Origin of the sequence: Pseudoruegeria sp. SK021 (assembly GCF_002119405.1) — a bacterium.
Classification (GTDB): domain Bacteria; phylum Pseudomonadota; class Alphaproteobacteria; order Rhodobacterales; family Rhodobacteraceae; genus Meridianimarinicoccus.
Window position 1 is genome coordinate 1 of the sequence record NZ_MTBG01000015.1, and the last position, 19,507, is coordinate 19,507.

The 19,507-nt window shown below is 60.0% G+C and carries 16 protein-coding genes; 8 read left to right on the forward strand and 8 right to left on the reverse strand.

Translation table 11 applies throughout. The features are described 5' to 3' along the window. Positions 1-353 (forward strand): transposase (locus BV911_RS10585; protein WP_139840067.1); only part of this gene is annotated, 353 nt, incomplete at its 5' end. 968 nt (positions 354-1,321) lie between these two features. On the opposite strand, the gene BV911_RS10590 is transcribed toward BV911_RS10585, so the two are convergent. The 3 genes from BV911_RS10590 to BV911_RS10600 form a co-directional block, all read right to left on the reverse strand. Next, positions 1,322-2,500, reverse strand: coding sequence for an acetyl-CoA C-acetyltransferase (locus BV911_RS10590; protein ID WP_086053586.1), 1,179 nt, complete (start codon positions 2,498-2,500; stop codon positions 1,322-1,324). A 66-nt stretch (positions 2,501-2,566) separates the two neighbouring features. Further along, positions 2,567-3,163, reverse strand: a complete 597-nt coding sequence (locus BV911_RS10595) for a TetR/AcrR family transcriptional regulator (protein WP_168184041.1) — start codon at positions 3,161-3,163, stop codon at positions 2,567-2,569. A gap of 93 nt (positions 3,164-3,256) precedes the next feature. Then, complete coding sequence (locus BV911_RS10600) at positions 3,257-4,684, reverse strand: short-chain fatty acid transporter (RefSeq protein ID WP_139840068.1); 1,428 nt, start codon at positions 4,682-4,684, stop codon at positions 3,257-3,259. A gap of 363 nt (positions 4,685-5,047) precedes the next feature. Here BV911_RS10600 and BV911_RS10605 point away from each other — a divergent pair, with 363 nt between their 5' ends. The 5 genes from BV911_RS10605 to BV911_RS10625 are packed head-to-tail and all read left to right on the forward strand — an operon-like array spanning position 5,048 to position 10,271. Further along, complete coding sequence (locus BV911_RS10605; protein ID WP_205963840.1) at positions 5,048-6,991, forward strand: acetoacetate--CoA ligase; 1,944 nt, start codon at positions 5,048-5,050, stop codon at positions 6,989-6,991. Next, positions 6,988-8,148, forward strand: coding sequence for a thiolase family protein (locus BV911_RS10610; protein ID WP_086053589.1), 1,161 nt, complete (start codon positions 6,988-6,990; stop codon positions 8,146-8,148). The genes BV911_RS10605 and BV911_RS10610 overlap by 4 nt, the downstream gene beginning before the upstream one ends. Then, on the forward strand, positions 8,145-8,582 hold the full coding sequence (locus BV911_RS10615) for a Zn-ribbon domain-containing OB-fold protein (protein ID WP_086053590.1): 438 nt from the start codon (positions 8,145-8,147) through the stop codon (positions 8,580-8,582). Before BV911_RS10610 ends, BV911_RS10615 begins: the two co-directional genes overlap by 4 nt. After that, the gene (locus BV911_RS10620) at positions 8,579-9,034 is read left to right on the forward strand and encodes a MaoC family dehydratase (protein ID WP_086053591.1); all 456 of its coding nucleotides are present in this window, start codon (positions 8,579-8,581) and stop codon (positions 9,032-9,034) included. Before BV911_RS10615 ends, BV911_RS10620 begins: the two co-directional genes overlap by 4 nt. A 1-nt stretch (position 9,035) precedes the next feature. After that, positions 9,036-10,271, forward strand: coding sequence for an MFS transporter (locus BV911_RS10625; RefSeq protein ID WP_086053592.1), 1,236 nt, complete (start codon positions 9,036-9,038; stop codon positions 10,269-10,271). 362 nt (positions 10,272-10,633) lie between these two features. Here BV911_RS10625 and BV911_RS10630 read toward each other — a convergent pair whose 3' ends face one another. Further along, entirely contained in the window at positions 10,634-11,560 is a 927-nt protein-coding gene (locus tag BV911_RS10630) for a LysR family transcriptional regulator (RefSeq protein WP_086053593.1), read from the reverse strand. A gap of 116 nt (positions 11,561-11,676) precedes the next feature. Here BV911_RS10630 and BV911_RS10635 point away from each other — a divergent pair, with 116 nt between their 5' ends. Beyond that, positions 11,677-12,876, forward strand: a complete 1,200-nt coding sequence (locus tag BV911_RS10635; RefSeq protein WP_086053594.1) for an acyl-CoA dehydrogenase — start codon at positions 11,677-11,679, stop codon at positions 12,874-12,876. A gap of 1 nt (position 12,877) precedes the next feature. After that, positions 12,878-14,044, forward strand: a complete 1,167-nt coding sequence (locus tag BV911_RS10640; RefSeq protein ID WP_240512215.1) for a CaiB/BaiF CoA-transferase family protein — start codon at positions 12,878-12,880, stop codon at positions 14,042-14,044. 64 nt (positions 14,045-14,108) lie between these two features. Here BV911_RS10640 and BV911_RS10645 read toward each other — a convergent pair whose 3' ends face one another. From BV911_RS10645 to BV911_RS10660, 4 genes are all read right to left on the reverse strand, one after another. Next, positions 14,109-15,542, reverse strand: a complete 1,434-nt coding sequence (locus BV911_RS10645; protein WP_086053595.1) for an NAD-dependent succinate-semialdehyde dehydrogenase — start codon at positions 15,540-15,542, stop codon at positions 14,109-14,111. Between the two features lie 85 nt (positions 15,543-15,627). Continuing rightward, positions 15,628-16,911 carry a 4-aminobutyrate--2-oxoglutarate transaminase gene (gene gabT, locus BV911_RS10650; protein WP_086053596.1) on the reverse strand — a complete coding sequence of 428 codons (1,284 nt, stop codon included), beginning with the start codon at positions 16,909-16,911 and terminating at the stop codon, positions 15,628-15,630. Positions 16,912-16,990: 79 nt separating this feature from the next. Next, on the reverse strand, positions 16,991-17,578 hold the full coding sequence (locus tag BV911_RS10655; protein WP_086053597.1) for a cupin domain-containing protein: 588 nt from the start codon (positions 17,576-17,578) through the stop codon (positions 16,991-16,993). Between the two features lie 97 nt (positions 17,579-17,675). Further along, the gene (locus BV911_RS10660; RefSeq protein WP_168184042.1) at positions 17,676-19,220 is read right to left on the reverse strand and encodes an acetolactate synthase large subunit; all 1,545 of its coding nucleotides are present in this window, start codon (positions 19,218-19,220) and stop codon (positions 17,676-17,678) included. Positions 19,221-19,507 lie beyond the last annotated feature (287 nt).

The window sequence follows — 19,507 nt, forward strand, 5'->3', positions numbered from 1 at the left end:
GGGTCATAAAGGGTGCCATGGATGGCCCTGCCTTCGCCGCCTATGTACGCGAAGTTCTGGTGCCAGAAATTGAGCCCGGAACAGTCGTCATACTGGACAACTTGGCGACCCACAAAAACAAGGAGGCCGCAGATGCACTGCGGGCGCATGGATGCTGGTTCCTTTTCCTGCCGCCATACTCGCCTGACCTTAATCCCATCGAACAGGCATTCTCCAAGCTGAAAGCCCATCTTCGCCGGATCGGGGCTAGGACATTCACCGACGTGTTCGATGCCATCGGAAAAATCTGCGATCTATACGACCCTCAAGAATGCTGGAACTACTTCAAGGCCGTCGGATATGTTTCAGGTTAAAACAGAAACGCTTTAGCCAAAAATATCATGGCAATATTTATTGTTTATAGCAAGAACAGCGCTCACTTATCGACGCACTGACGACGCGCTGACGACGCATCGACAACGCGCTGACGACGCAGCAGGGGCTATATGGACGGCAACAACCATGTGATGGGGCCACGACGCGTTTTCAGGAGAAGTTTGACGGGATTTTAGGCCAATAAAATCAAGGATTATGGCCGTCCAAAATCAGACCGAAACCTATGGATTTCAGGAAATCGCCGCAGATCCACCAAAACGGCCCCCTGAGGGGCCTTCCGTGGTCAACGTATGCCGGGGTCAAAAAAACACGACATGCCACTTCAGGCGCTCTCTCAGCGGCGCTGACGGCCTGTACGTCGGCTTTCCGACCGGAGAGCTTCCGCCAGCGGGTCATCCATTTCCGCCAAAACTCCCATATTCGCCATGATTTCCGGCCAGTGAAGCTACTGAAAAGGTACACCTATTTCGACGTCGCAACAATCACTTTTTCGAAAAAACCTACGGCGTCATAACCACAAGCATGCCAGCAGATATGACCTCGAAAATGACCCGCAAAAACTGCACAGGTGGTTATGACGCCGTAGGTTTTGAAAAAATAGCCGTGTTTTGGCGGCCAAATTTCTGGCCTTCTACGTAGGGTTTGGGTGGGGGATGCCGGTGGTTAGTTTGACGTGATAAACTGCCAAAAATGTCGCAAAAGTGGCAGGAATGCAAAAATAGGTCTCAAACACTGGGCGCGATATGCAGAACAAAATGATCGAATTTGACTACTACAAAGAGGCTGTCGTCGGCATTTTTCCCCTTCTTGAGTCGGTGAATATGGGGCTGTTCAAGGAGTCAAACCGAGTTGAGCCGAGCGTCAATGCGATTTTGATGTGGGTCGGCATCGGCGAGTTGAAACTCGCTCCTGTCTTCAGTGGCTGGCTTTCAAAGCGCCATCCGTGTCAACAGGCTTCAAGACAGGTCGCGACGCCCATTCCGCCGCCGATGCATAGGGAAGCGAGGCCGCGTTTTGCCCCGTTGCGCCTCATGCCGTGAACCAAGGTTGTGACGATTCGGTTGCCGCTGGCCGCCAGTGGATGGCCGAGGGCAATCGCACCGCCGTTGCAGTTGATCCGCATTGGATCCCAATCCATCTCTCGGTTCACGGCCAGTGACTGGGCGGCGAAGGCTTCGTTAATTTCCAGCCGGTCAAGGTCGGCCGCGGTCCAGCCGGCCTTGTCTAGTGCCTTGCGCGAGGCCGTGACCGGGCCGAGGCCCATGTCCATCGGGTCAAGCGCTCCGGCAGCGTAGGACACGATCCGAGCCAGCGGGGTCAGGTTCAGGTTTCGAAGGTATTTCTCGCTGACCACCAGCACGGCCGAAGCGCCATCGTTCAACCCCGATGCATTGCCTGCGGTGATGGTGCCGGCCCCGCTAAACGCAGGGCGCATTGCCGCGAGCGTGTCAAGGCTAGTCGCCTTCGGATGTTCATCGCGGCAGAATAGGACATCGCCTTGGCGTGAAGGCACCTGAATAGGGACGATTTCGGCGTCGAAGCTGCCATCAGCCTGTGCACGCAGCGCCTTTTCCTGCGACTGAATCGCAAAGCGGTCCTGTTCGTCACGGGTGATCTGATAGCGTTGGGCCAACGCCTCAACTGTGGATCCCATATGGATGTCGTTGAAAACGTCCCACAAGCCGTCGACGATCATCATGTCACGCGCCGTCTGATCCCCCATTTTAAGCGGTGTTCGTGCGCCATACAGAAGATGCGGTGCCTCGGTCATGCTGTCTTGACCGGTGGCTAAAACCATATCTGCATCCCCCGCCTTGATCGCCTGTGCGGCAAGGTGAATGGATTTCTGACCGGCACCGCACACCTTGTTGATGGTCATTGCAGGCACGTGGACGGGAATGCCGGCCCAGATCGCGGCTTGGCGTGCGGGGTTCTGACCTGCACCGCCCTGAAGCACCTGACCGACGATAACCTCGTCCAGCAGGCCGGGATCGACTGCGGCGTCGGCCAGAACTGCGCGCATGACCTGCGCCCCGATCTGGGCCGCCGACATGCCCGCCAGCGACCCGTTGAGGCGCGCGATGGGGGCGCGCTTTGCGCTGACGATAAAGATGCCTGGCTGCATGGTGATCCCCGCTTGAATGGCGTCTCTGTACCGAACGGTACAGATGTCTTGCAGGGCTGTCCAGACTTAGTTGGCCCGGCAGGCTCGCATTACGATACCGGAAAACTTCTCGGCCAGCGCTTCGATATCGCCGACCCGGGCAGACGAGACCCAGAGGAAGGAATAGAAGTACATGCCCAAAAGCCCCTTAAGTTCGTCGGAATCAACGGGGCGAAATACCCCAGTATCGCGCCCATCATTGGCCACACGTTCCCACAGCCGGTAATAGTCGCCATGCAGGCGCAACACGTCCCGCCGCTTGTCAGGCGACAGGGCGTGAACCTCTCGAAAGCAGACCGTCATTTCGGCATTTGTTTGGATGACGGCCTGCATCAGACCCAAGGACAGTGCCTTTACACGGGATTCGGTGTCGATTGTGCTGGCGACCACGGCGGCGGCATCGTCCAGAAGATCCCGCAGATAGACTGTCATGATGTTGTACAGTAGGGATTCTTTTGACCCGATGTGGTGGTAAAGCGCGCCTTTGCCATGGCCAGACACGGCACAGATTTCGGCCGTTCCAACGGCGCCAAAGCCGCGCTCGGCAAATAGCGGGGCAACGGCTTTCATTATCTGGCGGGTGGTGCCGGAAATGGGATCAGGGGTGTCGGACAAAACAGCCATAGGGGACCTTCGACGGAAAATATGCCTGAGGGTTAGCATTTTTGGACTGATTGGACCAGAGGGCCGAGCGCAGAGAGCACCCGGCCCGTCAGGTTACAGAAAAAGTGGCACCAAAGTGACGCCAATTCCGAAGATGACGGTGGCAAAGATCATCATCACGGCGGTGTATCCTAGGATGTCCCCGGCGCGCAGACGGGTGACGCCGAGTAGCGGTAGCATCCACATCGGTTGCAGTCCGTTGGTCAACTGATCGCCATAGCCGAAAGCAATCACCGTTTGGGCGATATTCGCGTTTATCTGCTGCGCAGCCTCAATCAGAATTGGCCCCTGCACCGCCCACTGTCCGCCGGCAGACGGGACAAAAAGATTAACCACAGCCGCGCTGATCATCGCAAGGAACGGAAAGGTCAGTTCATTCGAGATTGACACAAGTCCGCTGGCAAAAATGGCAATTAGGCCGGACCCGGCCATGATGCCCATGATCCCTGCATAGAAGGGGAATTGTAGCACCACCTGACCACAGGCTCCGATCGCCTCATCGACGGCGCGGACATAGGCGATAGGGGTGCGGTGCGCGGCCATACCAAGGATCAGCAGCGTGAAGTTCACCAGATTGAGGTTCAGATCGAAGCCATTGGTGGCGAAGTGCCACAGGATATACCCCATCCCTGTCAGAACCACGATCCAACTCAGAATCTGCGAATTCTCCATTTTGGCCGCGAATGTTCCATCATGCGGATTGACCAGACTGGCGTTGCCGCCAAGCGCGTCGCTGCTGGCAGCAGCACCCAGAGAGCGTGGGGTGCCTTCGATTTCGACAAGCATCCGGTCGGCTTCCTTGGGCTGCATGGCGGCATAAACGAAAGGGATGATCAGGCCATAGGCAATCAGCGTCACGATGTTGAAGCCGGTAAGGATGGTCTGATCCAAGGGGATCAGGCCGATCTCATCCATCATGAAATGACCGGCGGTATTGACCAGTAACGGTGCCGACGCGGACAGACCGCAGTTGAAAATGATCAGCCCGGAAAAGCCTGCGGCAGCGGCCAAAGGATAATGTACCTTGATGCCACGGCGGAGGCACGATTCGCAAATTCGGCGGGCTGAAATGGCGCCAATAATCAGTCCAAGACCCCAGCTGAGCGCACCGAACACCACAGCAAGCAACGTGACCGTGACAATCGCCTGTGACGGTGTCTTCGGCAATTTGGCAACTTTATCGATGGCGCGTCCAACCGGTGGCGACGATGCCAGCACGTAACCGAACAGCAAAATGACCGTCATCTGCATGGCGAATGTCAGAAGATTCCAGAACCCGCCGTACCATTGTCCGACGACCTCGGCGGGGGTGGTGGGGGTAAGTAGAACCGCCAAAATCGCCGTCACGATCGTTAGAATGATCGCAAAGATGAACGGATTGGGAATGTATTTGCGCGCGAAGCCAGAGCACGCGGCACCCATTGTGTATAGAATGATTTCCTCCCAAAGTCCGACCTGCCCTCCACTGACCGATCGGTACAACTTTTGACCCTAGGCTGTGAAACATTATTCCGACAAGGCTGAAATTTTGGCAGACACGCTAATCCATTGCATTTGGCGAACTCAAGCAGTTGAATTTCTGCTGCGACCAACTGCCAATATATTGCGTTGGGCGCGGCTATGAATCCGGAAGAATGGCCCAAATATCATTGAATTGTAATATATTCCGACTTCCCTGTCGATCATTCGGCAGCTCGCCAATCGCAGTCTTGCGAACCCGCTGTAAACAATAAGTGGATCATCGGCCGAAAAAATAAAAACCCGCTTTACGACTGGCTGTTGTACCGATTAGTCCATAAGTGAGGGCCGCAGTGCGCGAGGTCGCCTTGGAGGAGGAAAAAGTTCATGGACGAACAACAGATGTGGCAGCCGGATTCGGCTTGGGCAAGCAGTTCGGCCCTAGCAGATTTTGCAAAGTCTGTCGGCAGGTCGGCTGCAGACTACCCCGCCTTGCACGCATGGTCGGTTTCGGATCTCGGCGGCTTCTGGTCGGCGTTCTGGGACTTTGCCGGCGTCATCGGTGACAAGGGCGACATCGCGTTTACCGCTCCGGGCGGCGCACGGATGACTGGGGCGCAGTTTTTTCCTGAGGCGCGCTTGAACATTGCCGAGAATTTTCTGAAAGGCGATGATGCGGCGCTGGCCGTGATTGAAACTGATGAAGATGGCGGGCGGCGTGACATCACCCGTGCCGAATTGCGTGCTGAGGTGGCCCGGATTGCCCGTGGCATGCGCACAGTCGGTGTCGGCGTCGGGGACAGCGTCGGTGTGGTCTTGCCAAACCGTCTGGAATGTCTTGTGACCCAACTGGCCGCCATGTCCATCGGCGCGATCTGGACGTCGTGTTCTCCGGACTTCGGGGTGGCGGCAATCCTCGACCGGATCGGTCGGGTAAACCCCAAGCTGATGATCGTTCAGGCGCAGGTGCGCTATGGTGGCAAGGATGTAGACTTGTCGACACGCCTGTCTGATGTGGCGCGTGGCATGGTCGGGCTGGAACATCTTGTCACCATCGGTGCAGGCGATGTGACGGCCGAGGTGCCGGTCACTGATTGGCAGGCATTTGGTACGGCCGGTTCTCTTGAGTTTGAACGGCTTGCCTTTGATGCGCCGTGCTATGTTCTTTATACCTCGGGTACTACCGGTGCCCCCAAGGCGATTGTGCATCGCACCGGCGGTGTTCTGCTACAGCAACTCAAAGAACACATGCTGCACGGCGATCTGCGCCAAGGGGACCGGTTCCTTTGGTACACCAATACGGCGTGGATGATGTATCACTGGGTCGTTGCTTCGCTTGGCTGTGGTGCGACCGTGGTCCTCTATGACGGCGCACCGATCATCAAACGCGACGGCAAGCTGGATTGCAGTCCGTTATGGACGGCGGTTGCGGATCTGCGGTTGACGCATTTGGGGATCTCACCGAAATACCTCGCGACGCTGGCCGAACAGGGGTATGCGCCCGGTGCCGAAAAGGACTTAAGCAGCCTGCGCTGGATGCTGTCGGCGGGCAGCCCGGTGGCTCCGCATCAATACGACTGGATCTATGACAAGGTGAAGGCCGACCTCGGGTTTGCCTCGATTTCCGGTGGGACCGAAATCATGGGGTGTTTCCTGCTTGGCTCGCCCCTGCATCCGGTGACGCGCGGTCATCTGACGGTTCGGGGATTGGGCATGGCGGCGAATGTATTGGACGACCGTGGTGCGCCGATCATCGGTCGGGCCGGAGATCTGGTCTGCACCGAACCCTTCCCGTCGATGCCACTGACCTTTTGGGGTCCGGATGGGGATGCGCGGTATCACAAGGCCTACTTCGCGGAGCGGGCCGAGATCTGGACCCATGGCGATCATGCCCAGATCGAGCCAGACGGGACAGCGGTGATCCACGGTCGGTCGGACTGCACCTTAAACCCCGGCGGGGTGCGGATCGGCACGGCCGATATCTATAACGTCTGCGAAAACTTTCCCCAGATTGAGGACAGCATTGTCTTTGGCCGCGCCATTCCGGGCGATGAAGAGATAGTGCTGTGTCTGATCCTGAAAGATGGGCAGTCTCTGGGGGATGGATTGGCCCGTGACATTCGGATGGCGTTACGGGCGGCCTGTTCGCCGCGCCATGTCCCGGCCTGCATTTATCAGGTGAGCGCCATTCCTTATACCGTCAATGGCAAGCGGGTGGAGGCGGCCGCGCGCGCCGTTGCCTCTGGTCTGGAGGTCAAGAACCGCGCGTCGCTTGTGAACGAGGAGTGTCTTTTGCAGTTTTCCGGTCTCAGCCGCGAGGCAGCACTATGAGCCTGGCTCGGTCAAAGGCCGCAATTGTCGGCGTAGGTGAACTGGCCCCGATCCGTCGAACTGTCGGTGAAAGCACACTGGGAATGTTGGCGCGGTGCGCCGCGCTGGCGCTGACGGATTCTGGTCTTGAGAAGGCTGAGATCGACGGGCTGCTTGTCGGGCCGCAGGTCGGTGAGACGCCGCAGCACGTGCCGGCCACCATGGCGGAGTACCTTGGGCTGATGCCGACCATGTCCAATGTTGTCGATCTTGGCGGTGCGTCCGGGCTGGGTATGATCTGGCGCGCTGCGGCTGCGATTGAGGCGGGCATGTGCGAGGCGGTGCTGTGCGTTATCGGGAACCATCGCAATTCTGACGCGCCGCGCAGCCCCAACCGCAATCCGATCCGCGAATTTGACGTGCCATTCGGGGCCTCCGGGGCCAATGTCGCCTATGCCTTGCTCAAGCAGGCGCATATGGCACAGTACGGCAGCACGGATGCGGATTTTGCCCTGATTGCGCATTGGGCCCGGGCCAACGCCCAACTGACGCCCGAGGCAATCTTTTACGGCCAGCCCGCAAGTGTCGACGAAATCCTTGCCTCGCCTATGATCGCCGCGCCGTTGCACAAATTTGAAATCGTGATGCCGGTCGCCGGGGCCGAGGCGGTGATCGTGACCTCGGCCAAGCGTGCCAAAGACCGGGGCATGACCGCCGTGCATCTGTTGGGCGCGGGCGAAAAGATCACTCATCGTGCGGTGTCTCAAGCGCCGGATTTGACCTCTGGTCCCCTGAAGCCGTCAATGGCGCGCGCCTTTGCACAATCCGGCACCCGGGTTCAGGATATGTCGCTGCTGTCGCTTTATGACTGTTATACAGTCATGGTCGCCACCACGCTGGAAGATTCCGGGATATGTCCGCCGGGCGGGTTTGGGGCGTTCATGCGCGACCACGATTTTGGTCCCGCCGGTCGCTATCCGATGAACTCCAATGGTGGCCAGTTGGGCTTTGGCCAGCCCGATCTTGCCGGGGGGATGGTGCATGTTGTCGACGCTGTGCACCAGTTGCGCGGCACCGCCACTGGCCGACAAATTCAAGGGGCCGAGCTTGCGCTGGTGACCGGCAACGGTGCCACGATGTCCGAAGCTGTGGCGCTGGTATTGGGGGCAGACGTATGACGAACCTGACCGACATCAATGTCCCGGGACCAACCACCATTCCGCTGACCGAACCGTTCTGGGACGCGGCGGCAGAGGGCCGGTTCATCCTACAGCTCTGCGGCGGGTGCCAGCAGCATGTGTTCTATCCGCGTGAGATTTGCCCTCATTGCTGGTCAGGGGATTTGCATTGGGTTCCGGCATCGGGGCAGGGGACGCTGAAATCCTTCACCATCGTCCACCGACCCGGGCATCCGGGCTGGATGGCAGTGACGCCCTATACTGTCGGGCTGGTGGCGCTGGCCGAAGGCCCGACCATGCTGAGCCATATTCTGGGCGACGCGCCGCAGGTTGGACAAGCGGTGGGCTTCGCGCCGACCAACATCGGGGGGCGCGTCCTGCCATGTTTCCGCATCATCACGTCACAAACCACACCCAAAGGGGATTTAGCATGAGCGATACCGCACTCAAGGACGGCTGGGCCAAAGTCACGAACGGCAAACCACAGGTCGGACAGGTGGCCAAGCGCAGCCGCACCACATCGATGACGGATATTCACGCCTTCACCGAGATGACAGGCGACCGCAACCCGGTACATTACGACGAGGCGCTGGCCAAAAAGACCCCGTTCGGCAAACTGATCGTTCAGGGCGGTGTGACCACCGGCATTCTGAATGCGGTTGTGGCGGAGGATCTGCCGGGGCCGGGGACCGTCTTTCTCAACACCAACCTGAACTTCAAAAAGGCGGTCGGTATCGATGAAGTGATTACCGGCAGTGTTGAGGTTCTGAGCGTTCGAGATGACAAGCCGATCTGTACGTTGAAAGTGACCGTGGTGGATGGCGACGGCGCGGTTTGCGTCGAAGGCGAAGCCACCACCTATACCATGCCGCTGCAAGGACTCTGATATGAACGATGCCGTCGCCGAAGACACAAGTGCCGCAGGACGCTGGAAAATGCTTGCGCTGATGTGCGTTGGCGTGGTCGGCGTCTTGACGACTTGGTTTTCGGCGACGGCGATCGTGCCGGAACTGATTACGCATTGGCGGCTGAGCACGTCACAGGCGGCTTGGCTGACCAACGCTGTACAGATCGGGTTTGTCGTCGGTGCGATTGCGGCCTCCTTGGTCAACCTTCCTGACATCGTACGAATGCAGCGCCTGATGGCGGTCAGTGCCCTCTGCGCAGCCGCCGCAAATGCAGCCTTGCTGTTTGTCGAGACCCCAGGACTGGCGATCTTTGCGCGATTTCTGACCGGGGTGGCATTGGCCGGGGTCTATCCGCCCGCGCTTAAACTGATGGCGACGTGGTTCGTCAAGGGCAGGGGGTTGGCATTGGGGTTCTTGATCGGGGCGCTGACGTTGGGATCGTCGATGCCGCATTTGCTGCGGGCGGTGACGGATGGCCTAGCGTGGCAGATGGTGGTGATCGGAACCAGTGCGCTAACGCTGACCTCGGCCGCGATCTTTGCAACGCTTGTGCATGAGGGCCCGCATGCCTTTGGACGTGCCACGTTCAATCCGCGCCAATGTCTTCAAGTGTTTACGGTCAAGCCGCTCTGGCTCGCAAATCTTGGCTATTTTGGCCATATGTGGGAGCTTTACGCAATGTGGGCTTGGATTCTGGCCTTTGGAACTGCCGCCGCCGAAACCGGGCTGTCGCCGTTTCCCTTTGGGTCCCCCTCCATGCTGAGCTTTGTGGTGGTCGCATCCGGGGTTGCAGGCTGCATTTTGGGTGGGGTCTTGTCCGACCGGATCGGGCGTTGTCTGACCACTGCCGGGATGATGGCGGTCTCTGGGTCATGCGCCCTGTTGATCGGCGTGTTGTTCGATGGTCCGGGTTGGGCGCTGGCGCTGGTCGCGGTGATCTGGGGCATTTCGGTGATTGGCGATAGCGCGCAGTTTTCCGCTGCGGTCACCGAATTGGCAGATAGCCGTTTTGTTGGCACCGCTGTGACATTGCAGCTTGGGATCGGCTTTGCCCTCACCGTTCTAGCGATCTGGGGGGTGCCGTTGTTGGCGGCTGTTGTCGGGTGGCAATGGGTATTTTTGATGCTGGTGCCCGGCCCTGTTCTGGGCGTCTGGGCCATGCTACGGCTGCGTCAATTGCCTGAAGCTTCGTGGATGGCTGGCGGCGCACGGTGACTTGGCATTTGCAAGCCCATGCTTTTGGTTGGTATTTGAAATGATCAATGTCGTTATTAGTGCGTGGAAGCCAAATTCTGATGAAAACCCGTAAGAAATCACCGGGTCGTCCGAAGAATGAAGATGACGGCACCGCCGCTGATCTGCTGCGCCAGACCCTGCATGCGCAGGGTCCGTTGGATCCACACCATCATATCCCTTTCTCGGCTGAGAATTGACGGCGTCTGAACGCGGCCATGATATGCCGTCCCTCAGGGCATCACCAACTTTCGCGCGTTACTCTCAGCGCGGTACTTCGGGATGTTGGCCGTGACTGAGGGAGCACTTCAGGCGGGGAGGCAACCTTGGCGGCGCATCGCACTTTATAATGGCGGCGGTTGAACCTCGTCGGGTGACTGATTGTGCGGTTGTGATTGTTCTGACAGCCAGATGCGGAATGCCCGCAGGGCACCGTCGTTATCTTTGTCCTTCGGCCACACAAGCCAATAGGCCCCGCGCACCGGAACATCCTGTTTGAGCACGGGCAGCAAGCGGCCTTCGCTGATTTCGATCTGGGCGAGATAATCTGGTAACAGCGCGACCCCCAAGCCCGAAATCGCCGCTTGGATCACCATCGAGAACTGGTCCATCAGCATGCCGCCGGCACCGGTGGGGGTGCCGCCTTGGCCTTGAAACCAATCGGCCCAGAAGGTCGATCGCGATTCCAGATGAAGCATGGGAACCCCGGCAAGATCGGCGAGCGTGTCAAGCTTGTGGGCCGCGGCAAAGCCGGGCGACACGCAGGCCGTCACGGTTTCGTCGAAAAGTTTCAGATGGTTGGCGCCGTCCCAATCCGCCGCGCCGAAGTAGATGGCGGCGTCAAACACCTCGCCCGAAAAATCAAACCGACCGATCCGTGTCGACATGTTGATCGCGATACCCGGATGCGCATTTAGAAACCGCCCCAGACGCGGTCCGAGCCACCGGGTTGCGAAGGTCGGCAACACCGCAAGCGACAGGGTGCCGCCTTCGGGGTTGGCAACCACCGACATGCTGGCGCGCTGGATCATGGCAAGGGCGCGGGCAACGTCGCGCTGATAGCTGATGGCAGCGGCGGTGGGGATCAAGCGGCGGTGCTCGCGGGTGAACAGGTCCTTGCCAAGCTGGTCTTCCAAGGCAAGAATTAACCGGCTGACCGTGCTCTGCGTCAGATCCAGTTCATCAGCCGCGGCTGTGACAGAGCCGTGCCGCACCACCGCATCCAAGGCCAGCAGCAATTTGATCGAGGGAAGGAAGCGCCGTTGCCGCATTTGCATTCCATTACTGCATGAACTCATGAGGTAAACTTGATGTTTATTGCAGTTCGCCCCTGATATTACCATGAAAATTGCATGAAACGTGACTGATCATCGTCAGAGGAAACCATATGTCGACAGCGTCCCACAAAGGCATCCCGTATAACTGGGCAGATCCCTTCCTGTTTGAAGAACAACTGAGCGAAGAGGATCGGATGATCAGCGCATCCGCGCGGGCGTTTGCCGCAGACCGATTGATGCCGCGGGTTGAGCGGGCCTATCTGGATGAAACCACCGACCCGGAAATCTTTCGGGAGATGGGTGAAAATGGCCTTTTGGGTGTGACGGTTCCGGAAGAATATGGCGGGGTCGGGGCGTCGTACGTGGCCTATGGTCTCGTGGCGCGGGAAGTCGAGCGTGTGGATAGCGGCTATCGGTCGATGATGTCGGTGCAATCCTCGCTCGTGATGTTCCCGATTTACGCCTATGGCTCGGAAGAGCAGCGGCAGAAATATCTTCCGAAACTTGCAAGCGGGGAATATATCGGCTGCTTCGGCCTGACCGAGCCGGATGCCGGATCGGACCCCAGCGGCATGAAAACCCGGGCGATCAAGACCGAGGGCGGATACCGTCTGATCGGGTCGAAAATGTGGATTTCCAACAGTCCGATCGCCGATGTGTTCGTGGTCTGGGCCAAGTCCGAGGCTCATGGCGGCAAGGTCCGTGGCTTTATCCTTGAGAAAGGGATGAAAGGGCTGACCGCGCCAAAGATCGGCGGCAAGCTGTCATTGCGCGCTTCGATCACCGGCGAGATCGTGATGGACAATGTCGAGGTTGGCGAAGAGGCGCTGTTGCCGAATGCCGAAGGCATGGGCGGGCCATTTGGCTGTCTGAACCGTGCCCGGTATGGCATTGCGTGGGGGGTGATGGGGGCCGCCGAAGATTGCTTTACCCGCTCACGCCAATACGGCCTTGATCGCCATCAGTTCAAACGCCCGCTGGCCGCAACCCAACTGTATCAAAAGAAATTGGCGGATATGCATACCGAGATCACGCTGGGGCTTCAGGCCTGTTTGCGGGTGGGTCAGCTGTTCGATCAGGGCCGGTTTGCGCCTGAGATGATCTCAATGATCAAGCGCAACAACTGTGGCAAGGCGTTGGATATTGCCCGGCAATCTCGGGACATGCATGGCGGTAACGGCATCCAGATCGAATATCATGTGATGCGCCACGCTCAGAACCTTGAGACCGTGAATACCTATGAGGGCACCCATGATGTGCATGCCCTGATCCTTGGCCGGGCGATTACCGGCATTCAGGCCTTTGGCTGAGATGTCACAGCAGATGACCCAAGACCCGCCCTTAAAGGGCCTCAAGGTCATTGAGTTGGCGCGCATTCTGGCCGGTCCTTGGATCGGTCAGACGCTGGCAGATCTTGGCGCCGAGGTAATCAAGGTTGAAGCCCCCGAAGGCGATGACACGCGCCGATGGGGGCCGCCTTTCGTCGATCGGCCCGACGGCAATGGCGGCGTTGAGACGACGGCGGCTTATTTCCACGCGGCCAATCGCGGCAAGACCTCAGTGATCTGCGATTTTTCCGATCCGACCGATCTTGCCAGTCTGAAAGCCATGATCGCCGATGCGGACGTGGTAATCGAGAATTTCAAAGTTGGCGGTTTGGACAAGTTCGGGCTGGACTATGCCAGTCTCAGCGCCCTCAATCCGGGCCTTGTCTATGCGTCGGTCACGGGGTTTGGCCAGAACGGCCCGCGGGCCAAGCAGCCGGGCTATGATTTTCTCATTCAGGGCATGTGCGGGGTGATGGACCTGACCGGTGATCCGTTGGGAGAACCGCAAAAGGTCGGCGTGGCGTGGATCGATATTTTCACCGGCCTGTATGGGGTGATCGGCATTCAGGCGGCGCTGGCTGAACGGGCGCGATCGGGGCTGGGGCAGCATATTGACCTGTCGCTGCTGGATTGTGGGGTTGGCGTGCTGGCCAACCAAGCGACCAATTTCCTGTTGGGCGGGGCAGTGCCCACCCGTCTTGGCAATGCGCATCCTAACATTGTGCCGTATCAGGTGTTTCCGTCCTCTGATGGACATATCATCATCGCTTGCGGAAACGATCGGCAATTTGGGGCGCTGTGCCGGGCGCTTGATCTGGAGGGGCTGGCCGGAGACGACCACTATGCGACCAACCCGGCCCGGGTCGAACACCGGGACGTGCTGTGTGCCTTGCTTGCCGCGCAAACGGCGACCCACAGCAAGGCCGAACTGATCGCCTTGCTGGAAGCGGCAGGGGTGCCGGTCGGTCCGATCAACACCGTGGCCGAAGCCCTGTCAGAACCTCAGATCGATGCACGCGCTTTGCGCATTGCCCCCGAAGGGATCGAAGGGCTGCGGACGCCGCTGACGTTCTCGCGCAGCCCAATGGCGCTGGATAAGGCGGCCCCGGTATTGGGTCAGGGCACGCGACGTTTTTCGGACCCCGGTTAAGCCGGAAGTCTGGCTCCACCAGCGGTCGATGTGGCCGCTGGTGGGGGTGTCATGCGGGCGGTGGTCAGTCCAGGCGGGTGATGAAGCGGGTGTCGAGATAGGCCTCGATCGCCTCGGACCCGCCTTCGGTGCCGATCCCGGATTCGCCGATGCCGCCGAACGGCACTTCGGGCAAGGCCAGCCCGACATGGTTCACCGACAGCATCCCGGCGCGCACTTCGTTTTGCAAGCGGGTGGCTGTCGCCGAGGACCGGGTGAAGGCATAGGCGGCCAGTCCAAAGGGCAGGCGATTGGCCTCGGCAAAGGCTGCGTCCGCGGTGTTGAATCGGTTGATGACGGCGACCGGGCCGAAGGGCTCGTCGTTCATGATGTCGGCATCAACGGGCACGTCGCGCAAAACGGTCGGCTCAAAGAACCATCCCGAATTGCCAATCCGTTTTCCGCCGGTGACAAGGGTGGCGCCGCGGGCGACGGCATCGTCGATCATCCGTTCAAGGGCGGGGATGCGCCGATCATTGGCCAGTGGTCCCATTGCGCTGTCGGGGTCGGTTCCCGGGCCAACGCGGACCGCTTCTGCGGCTTTGGCAAAGCCGTCCACGAATTGATCCGCAACGCTGTCTTGCACCAGAAACCGGGTGGGCGAGATGCAGACCTGACCGGCATTGCGGAACTTGGTCGCTGCCATCGCCGCGATGGCAGTCTCGATATCGGCATCCCCGAACACCAACACCGGGGCGTGGCCGCCCAGTTCCATCGTCGCCTTCTTCATATGCGCCCCGGCCAGTGCGGCCAGTTGCTTGCCCACAGGGGTCGAGCCGGTGAATGAGATTTTGCGGATCACCGGATGCGGGATCAGATAGCCGGAAATTTCGGCCGGATCGCCATAGACCAGATTGACCACACCGGCGGGGACGCCCGCGTCCGCAAAACAGCGGATCAATTCCGCAGGCGAGGCGGGGGTTTCCTCGGGGGCCTTGACGATGATCGAGCATCCCGCAGCCAAAGCGGCAGACAGCTTGCGCACCACTTGGTTGATCGGGAAGTTCCACGGCGTGAAGGCCGCGACCGGCCCTACCGGCTGTTTCAGGGTCAGTTGGGTGACGCCGGGCTTGCGGGACGGGATGACCTGCCCATAGGTGCGGCGGGCCTCTTCGGCAAACCAGTCGATGGTATCGGCCCCGGCGAGGACCTCCATCTTCGACTCTGCGAGGGGCTTGCCTTGTTCGGCGGTCATCAAAGCCGCGATGTCATCGGCGCGGTCGCGCAACAAATCGGCGGCACGGCGCATCAGCTTGGCACGCTCATACGCCCCGGTGGCGGACCAGATGGCAAACCCGGCGCTGGCAGCGCTTAGGGCCCGGTCAAGATCGGCGATGCCGGCATGAGCAACGCGGCCAATTTCCTGCGCGGTGGCCGGGTCGATCACCGGCAAGGTGCGGGCGTCTGCCGCGGGTCCCCATGTGCCGTTGATAAAAAGTTGGGTGTCTGGATAGCGCATGGCTGTGTCCTGTTCTTGGGGGCCGATAGGATCACCGGCCCTTTTCGAGATGTTTTTGGTCGGGTGTGGCGGCCAAATGCGGCGGTCAGGCGGACCCGGCTGCAGCGACGATTGCGGCGTAAAGGATGGCCGCTCCTTCGTCGAGGACCGCATCTTCGATCGTTAGCGCCGGCAGCAGGCGGACGACATTGGCGCGGGTGCCGCAGGACAGCAGGATCAGGCCGCGCGATTGGGCCTCGGCGATGATCCGGTTGCATAGGTCCGGTGCCGGACGGGCCGGATCGCCGTCATCCACCAGTTCAAACGCCACCATGGCACCAAGGCCGCGAATGTCGCCAATGGCGCTGACCTTGGTCGCGGCTTTGGTAAGGGTGTCGCGCAACCGCGTCCCAACCACTTCGGCCCGGGCACAGAGGTCATCGTCGGCAATCACGTCAAGCACCGCATGGGCCGCCGCCACCGCCAATGGATTGCCAGCATAGGTGCCGCCCAAGCCGCCGGAATGGGGCGCGTCGATCAACTCCGCGCGGCCGACAACCGCCGAAATCGGAAAGCCGCCACCCAAGCCCTTGGCCAGTGTCACGATGTCCGGTTTGACGCCGGCATGTTCGCAGGACAGCATCCGCCCGGTGCGGGCCATCCCGCCTTGCACTTCGTCAAGGATCAGGATGATCCCATGCGCGTCCGCCCGGGCGCGCAATGCCGCCAGAAACTCTGGCGGTGCAACGTTGAAGCCCCCTTCGCCCTGAACCGGTTCGACGATGAAGGCTGCGACCTCGTCCGGGGCAATATCGCTGGTCAGGATCGTGTCCAGACCGCGCAGGGCCTCGTCCGTGGAGACGCCCAGATATGCGTTCGGAAACGGCGCGTGATAAATGCCAGAGGGCAGCGGGCCAAAGGTCTTTTTGTATGGCATCACTTTGCCGGTCAGGGCCATCCCCATGGCGGTGCGGCCATGAAAGGCCCCGCCAAACGCGATCACGCCGGGGCGACCTGTCGCCGCGCGGGCGATTTTGATCGCGTTCTCAACCGCTTCGACCCCGGTGGTCAGGCAGAGCGATTTGTTCGCCGCGCCGGTGTCGACCATGGCGTTCAGACGCTCGCATAGGCGCACATAGCCTTCGAACGGTGCAACATGGAAACAGGTATGGGTAAATGCGGCGGCCTGATCGGCAACGGCCTGCATCACCTTGGGGTGGCAATGGCCGGTATTGGTCACGGCAATGCCTGCGGCGAAATCGATAAAGCGGGTGCCGTCCACATCCCAAAGCTCTGCATTCAGGGCGCGCTCGGCATAGAGCGGTTTTCCGGCCACGCCACGGGCGACAGCGGCTTGGCGACGGGCTTCGAGTTCGGTTGAGCGTGTCATGGGAATCCTCTGACGGTAGAGATGTGAAACTGGGTATCGCCGTGAAATATTTCAAGCAACATGGCGCTGAATGCGGCGGTCAAAGATAGGGGGGCGTGCAGGCAGAAATCACCACTGTGACGCCATCGTGCACATTTCGAAAGCGGTGGGGAAGCCGGGAGTCGAACAGATAAGATTCGCCGGGGCCAAGCACCCGCACGTCGGTTCCAACGGTGACTTCCAGCGCACCTTCAAGGACATATCCGCCCTCGGATGAAAAATGGTCGAGCATGTTTTCACCGGTGTCGGCGCCTATGTCATAGGTTTCATGCAAGATTTGCAGGTTGTAGCGGCGGGCATCACCGATCTGGCGAAAGGCCATTCTGCCGGTGCTATCCATGACGCCGCTGGCCGGTAATTTCGACGTCAGGTCCAGCAGATCCTCGGTGCCAAAAAACGGCCCGTCTGGGGCGCTGCGATCATCCTCGAAGAAGTCCCCCATCGTCAGATTCAAGCCGGACAAAATTTTGCGCAAGGTGGCGATCGATGGACTGGATTTGTTCTGTTCTATGATCGAGATTTGCGCGTGCGGCACGCCGGCGCGTTCCGCGAGATGGCGCTGGGAGTAGCCCGCCGCCTTGCGCATGGCCAACAGGCGCGCGCCGATATCGAATGCGGGGTCGGTCATTGCGGTATCCTTGTGGTGCAGTCTTGGCACGCCATCGCCATCAAGCGAGACGAGGGCGCGCCGCCGTCCCGCGACGGTGTGCGCTGCGAATGCTTGATCACATCGTCGCCTCGATCAGGCGGGGGCCGGGGGTGGCCATTGCATCGGCGATGGCCCGGGAAAGTGCGCCCGCCTCGCTGACGCGGCAGCCCGCGACGCCGTGCCCCTCCGCCAGTTTCACCCAGTCCGGCGCTGGATCCTCAAGGCTCATCAACGGCAAGGTCGCATCGGTCGGGCTGCCCGCGCCGATCTTAGACATTTCGTTGGCCAGAATGCGGTAGCTGCGATTGGCAAGGATCACCACGGTGACGTTCAGCCGTGCCCGCGCCATCGACCACAAGGCTTGCAAGGTATAGGCTGCGGACCCGTCGCCGGTAACGCATAGAACCGGCCGGTCGGGGCAAGCGATGGCCGCGCCGACCGCAACCGGCATCGAATAACCGATGGAGCCACCGCGATTGTTCAGCCAGTCGTGACGGGCAGCACCGGCGCATTCAGCAAACATATGCAAGCCGTTGGTGATCGATTCATCAACCACGATCGCACCTTCAGGAAGTGCGGAGGCCACGGCCCGCCCAAGGGTCTCTGCCGTGATGGCCGCGGTGGGATCGCCCGATGAAATGCCGGGATTGGCTGCCTCTACCGGCGTTGCGCCAAGGGCATCGGCGAGGGCTTGCAAGGCGGCTTCGATGTCTGCCAGCGGTGGCGCAAGGTCAATGATCGTCGCGTCTGTGGGCAGCAACAGGCTGGGGCGGTTGGGATAGGCGAAAAAGGCGACCGGGGTCTTTGCCCCCACCAGAACCGCATCGGCAAGGCCCGACAGCGCTTCGGTCGCGAAGTCGACATGGAACGGTTGCCGCCGAAGCGCCGGGATGTCGCCGCCACGGGCCATGCGGGCCACGGTCGGTTCGGTAAATACCCGGCAGCCGGTGGCGGCCCCAATGGCGTGGGCCAGTCGGGCGATCTTTTCGGTGATATAGGGCGCGCCGATCATCAGCGCAGCGGCATCTCCCTTCTGCAAGGCCGCGGCGGCGCGGGGCAGGGCCGTTGGGTTCATTGGCCGTGCGGGCAGGGGCGCGTGCGGTTTCGCAGTGCGTTCGGTGTCTTGCCACGCTAGATCATTTGGCACGATCATGGTGGCGACCCGTTGGTCTGGTCCTGCAATTGCGGCCATGGTTGCGGCAGTGGCGTCGGCCATGGCGTCCACGCTGGTCGGAGTGACGACAAGGTCAGACACGGTTCGGGCCATGCCGGCGATATCTGCGGTCAGCGGCGCGTCGTGATCCAGATGATAGGTCGCATGCTCGCCCACGATATTGACCAACGGACTGGCTGCTTTGCGCGCGTTGTGCAGGTTGGCCATGCCGTTCGCAAGGCCCGGACCAAGATGTAGCAGCACCGCTGCCGGACGTTCTGCCATCCGCGCAAACCCGTCTGCGGCCCCGGTGGCGACCCCTTCAAACAAACACAGATGCAAGGCGATGCGGGATTCGCGGCCAAGGGCGGATAGCAGGTGCATTTCGGTCGTGCCGGGATTTGCAAAACACGTGTCCACGCCCTGATCGGCAAGGGTCCGCGCAAGGATGTCGGCGCCAGTTGTCATGTGGGTCTCCGCGAAAGTTGGGCTGTGTGGGGAGGGGGAGCGTTGTGACGCGACCATTGCCGCGTCCGGGACGCCTGTCAATAATTTTGAGCAAGATTTTTGAATGGTGATGAGGATGGCCGATAAATTGGCAATGATTCGGGGATTTTCTTTTGATGTAAGCTTAATTCTGCCAAACTGCGCTCAATTATTCATCCAAATCTTCTAGGCTGCGCGCCTTCTTTGCCGGAATAACAAGCCGATAGCGTCGGCAACGTTCGGGTCGGCAAATTAAGTTTGACAGATTG